General features: G+C 72.0%; 2 protein-coding genes. Both read right to left on the bottom strand.

The features are described from left to right. Positions 1-1,334 (bottom strand): type I polyketide synthase (locus ACFVUH_RS37195; protein WP_387918062.1); only part of this gene is annotated, 1,334 nt, incomplete at its 3' end. A gap of 69 nt (positions 1,335-1,403) precedes the next feature. Further along, a partial coding sequence (locus tag ACFVUH_RS37190) for a type I polyketide synthase (protein WP_387918060.1) occupies positions 1,404-4,299 on the bottom strand: 2,896 nt, incomplete at its 5' end.

The raw sequence follows: 4,299 nt of genomic DNA, 5'->3' as shown, positions 1-4,299 counted from the left end.
TCGAGGATGATGTGGGCGTTGGTGCCGCTGATGCCGAAGGAGGAGACGCCGGCCCGGCGCGGGCGGTCGCTCTCGGGCCACGGGGTGGCCTCGGTCAGCAGGGAGACGGCCCCGGCCTCCCAGTCGACGTGCGGGGAGGGCGCGTCGACGTGGAGGGTCTTGGGGAGCAGGCCGTGCTGCATCGCCTGGACCATCTTGATGACACCGCCGACACCGGCCGCGGCCTGGGCGTGTCCGATGTTCGACTTCAGCGAGCCGAGCCACAGCGGCTGGTCGGCGGGGCGGTCCTTGCCGTAGGTGGCGAGCAGGGCCTGCGCCTCGATCGGGTCCCCGAGCCTGGTGCCCGTGCCGTGCGCCTCGACGGCGTCCACGTCGGCGGGGGTCAGCCGGGCGTTGGCGAGTGCCTGGCGGATGACCCGCTGCTGCGCGGGCCCGTTCGGGGCACTGAGCTGGCTGCTCCTCCCGTCCTGGTTGACCGCCGAGCCACGGATGACGGCCAGCACGCGGTGACCGTTGCGCTGGGCGTCGGACAGGCGCTCGAGCAGGATCATGCCCGCGCCCTCGCCCCAGCCCACACCGTCGGCCGCCGAGGCGAACGCCTTGCAGCGGCCGTCGGGGGACAGCCCGCGCTGGCGGCTGAACTCGACGAGGGTGGTGGGGATGGCCATGACCGTCGCGCCGCCGGCCAGCGCCAGGTCGCATTCGCCGTTGCGCAGGGCCTGGGCGGCGAGGTGCGGGGCCACGAGTGAGGACGAGCACGCGGTGTCGACGGTGACCGCGGGTCCTTCGAGGCCCAGCGTGTAGGACACCCGGCCCGAAGCCACGCTGAACGCGCTGCCGGTGCCTATGTACCCCTCGAATCCGTCGGGGATGTTCTGGAACAGCCGCGTGCCGTAGTCGCCGTACATGACGGCCGCGAAGACACCCGTGCGACTGCCGCGCAGGGTGGTCGGAGCGATGCCCGCGGACTCGATCGACTCCCAGGCGGTCTCCAGGAGGAGACGCTGCTGGGGGTCGATGGCGAGGGCCTCGCGCGGGCTGATCCCGAAGAAGTCGGCGTCGAAGAGGTCGGCGTCGTGCAGGAAGCCGCCCTCACGGGTGTAGGACTTGCCGACGGCGTCGGGGTCGGGGTCGTACAGGCCTTCCGCGTCCCAGCCGCGCCCGGAGGGGAAGCCGGAGATCGCGTCCGTACCCGACGCCACCAGCTGCCACAGCTCCTCGGGCGATGTGACACCGCCCGGGTAGCGGCAGGCCATGCCGACGATCGCAATGGGCTCGGACGACGCGTCAGCGAGCTGCTGGTTGCGATTCCGCAGCCGCTCGTTCTCCAGCAAGGAGGCGCGCAGTGCCTCAACGATCTTGTCGGACGCCGTAACCATGGTCAGCTCCCCGCTTGAGTGGAATCAGGAATCGGTCTGGGCAAGGGCGATACGGATGAGGTCCTCGGCGTCCGCGTTCTTGATCGCGTCCGCCGCGTGCTCGCTCTCCGCCCGTGTCGGTGCCGGGTCTTCGCGTACGCCGGCCAGGCGCATCAAGACCTCAAGCACACCGGCCTCGCGGAGACGCGCCAGCGGTACGTCGGCGATGGCCCGCCGCAGGGCGGCCTCGTCCTCGCCCGGCGCGGCGGAGGTGTCCGCGGCGGTCGAGGGCGCGAGCTCCGTCCGCAGGTACTCGGCCATCGCCGCGGGCGTCGGGTAGTCGAAGACGAGCGTGGACGTCAGACGCAGGCCCGTCGCCGCGGACAGGCGGTTGCGCAACTCGACCGCCGTGAGCGAGTCGAAGCCCATGTCCATCAGCCCGCGCTCGGTGTCGATCGCCCCCGGCTTCTCGTGGCCCAGCGCCGCCGCGATGTGGGTACGGACCAGATCCAGGACGACGCGGCCCTGATCCGCCACACTCAGCCCGCTCAGCCGCCCTCGCAGCGCCTCTGCCTCCCCGGCGCCGCCGGCTCGACCCGCGCGTCGTGCCGGAGTGCGGACGATGTTGCGGAGCGTGGTCGGGAGTGTTCCGGCGTTTGCCTGTGTGCGGAGTGCTGCTTGGTCGAGGCGGACGGGGTGGAGGACGGGGTGGCCTGTTTTGAGGGCGGTGTCGAAGAGGGTGAGGCCCTGTTCGACGGTCAGTGGGGTGATGCCGGTGCGGGCCAGGCGGGTGCGGTCGGTGGTGTCGAGGGTGCTGCCCATGCCGCTGGAGGTTCCGTTGTCGGTGTCCCACAGGCCCCAGGCGAGGGAGGTGGCGGGGAGTCCGTTGGTGTGGCGGTGGTGGGCGAGGGCGTCGAGGTAGGTGTTGGCGGCGGCGTAGTTGGCCTGGCCGGGGGATCCGAGGGTGCCGGCGATGGAGGAGAAGAGGACGAACGCCGAGAGGTCGGTGTTCTGGGTGAGTTCGTGGAGGTGGCGGGCCGTGTCGGCCTTGGGCCGGAGGACTGCGCTGAGCTGGTCGGGGGTCAGCGAGGTGATGGTGGCGTCGTCGAGGATGCCGGCGGTGTGGATGACGGCGGTCAGGGGGTGCTCGCCGGGGACGGTGGCGAGGAGGGCGGCGAGCGCTTCGCGGTCGGCGGTGTCGCAGGCGGTGATGGTCACCTGGGCACCGAGTGCGGTGAGTTCGTCGGTGAGTTCGGTGGCGCCGGGGGCTTGGGGGCCGCGGCGGCTGGTGAGGATGAGGTGGTGCGCGCCGTACTCGGTGACGAGGTGGCGGGCGACGAGAGCACCGAGGGCGCCGGTGCCGCCCGTGATGAGGACGGTGCCGTTGGGGTCCAGGGCGGGTGTGGCGGTGTCGTGCGGGAGGGTGGCGCGGGTGAGGCGGGGGGCGTGGGCTCGGCCTTCGCGGAGGGCGAGTTGGGGTTCTTCGGTGGTGAGGGCGGCGGGGAGGGCGCGGTGGGAGGCGTCGTGGCCGTCGGTGTCGATGAGGGTGATGCGGTGGGGGTGCTCGTTCTGGGCGGAGCGGATGAGGCCCCACAGGGGTGCGGCGGTGAGGTCGGTGATGTCCTCGTTGTCGGTGGTGGCCACCGCGTGCTGGGTGACGATCACCAGGCGCGTGCTGTTCAGCAGTTCGTCCGCGAGGAAGCCCTGCACCAGCGCCAGCGTGCCGACGAGCACCTCCCCGACCGGCTCGGTGGAGCCGTACACCGAGGCCGGAGCCACCACCACGACATCCGGTGCCGGGGTGTCCGCGTCGACCGAGTCGACCAGCGCGGTGAGGTCCCGGTGGACTCTCACCTCGATCCCCGTCGCGCCCAACGCCGCTTCCAGCGCGTCGTCCCCACCGAGTACGGCCCAACTGCCCTTTGCCGCACCGACCGGAGCCGGGGCCGGGAGAGCCGGCCAGGTGAGCTGGTGGAGCGCGTTGTGCTCGGGACTGGTGCGCGCGGCGGCCGCGATCTGCTCGGCGCTGACGGGCCGAGCCGTGAGGCCGTCCACGGTCGCGACCAGGGCGCCCGAGGCGTCGGCGAGCACCAGCGACACAGTGTCGTCGCTCACCGGCGTGATGGACACGCGGAGGGCGGTGGGCGTGCCGGCGGTGTGGAGGGTGACGCCGTGCCAGGCGAAGGGGAGGGGGATGTGGTCGGTGGCGTCGGTGAGGCTGGTGAGCTGGGGGTGGAGGGCGGCGTCGAGGAGCGCCGGGTGGATGCCGTATGTGGCCGCGTCGGAGTGGGCTTCCTCGGGAAGCGCGATCTCGGCGTAGGTGGTGGTGCCCTGCTGCCAGGCGGCCTGGAGGCCCTGGAAAAGCGGGCCGTAGTGGTAGCCGAGGTCGTGGATGCGGGGGTAGAGGTCGTGGAGGTCCACAGGGGTGGCCGCGGTGGGCGGCCAGGTGGTGAGGTCACGGTCCGGCGCGGCGGCGGCGTCGGTGGTGGTGAGGTGCCCGGTGGCGTGCAGTGTCCAGTCGGCGTCGTCGGTGGCGACCGGACGCGAGTGGACGGTCACCGCGCGGCTGCCCGTGTTGCCGGGCGGGGCGAGGTTCACCTGGAGTTGCACGGTGCTTTCGGCGGTGAGCGCCAGGGGTGCGTGGAGGGTGAGCTCGTCGATCGTGGTGGTGTCGGTGTGCTGGGCGGCGTGCAGCAGTAGGTCGATGAAGGCGGTGCCGGGCAGGACGACTGTGTCGTGCACGGTGTGGTCCGCCAGCCATGAGGGCGAGTTCTGCGTCAGGCGGCCGGTGAAGAGTTGTGTGCCTTCGGGGAGTTCGATGGTGGCGGTGAGGATGGGGTGGTGGTTGGGGGTGATGCCGGCGGTGGTGACGTCGGTGGCGGGAGCGTGGTGCAGCCAGTAGCTCTGGTGTTGGAAGGGGTAGGTGGGCAGGTCGGTGTGG

Source organism: Kitasatospora sp. NPDC058032, from assembly GCF_042885845.1.
In the GTDB taxonomy this organism is placed as follows: Bacteria; Actinomycetota; Actinomycetes; order Streptomycetales; family Streptomycetaceae; genus Kitasatospora.
Note: the sequence above shows the minus strand (reverse complement) of the source record. Positions and strands in the feature narration are given on the sequence as shown.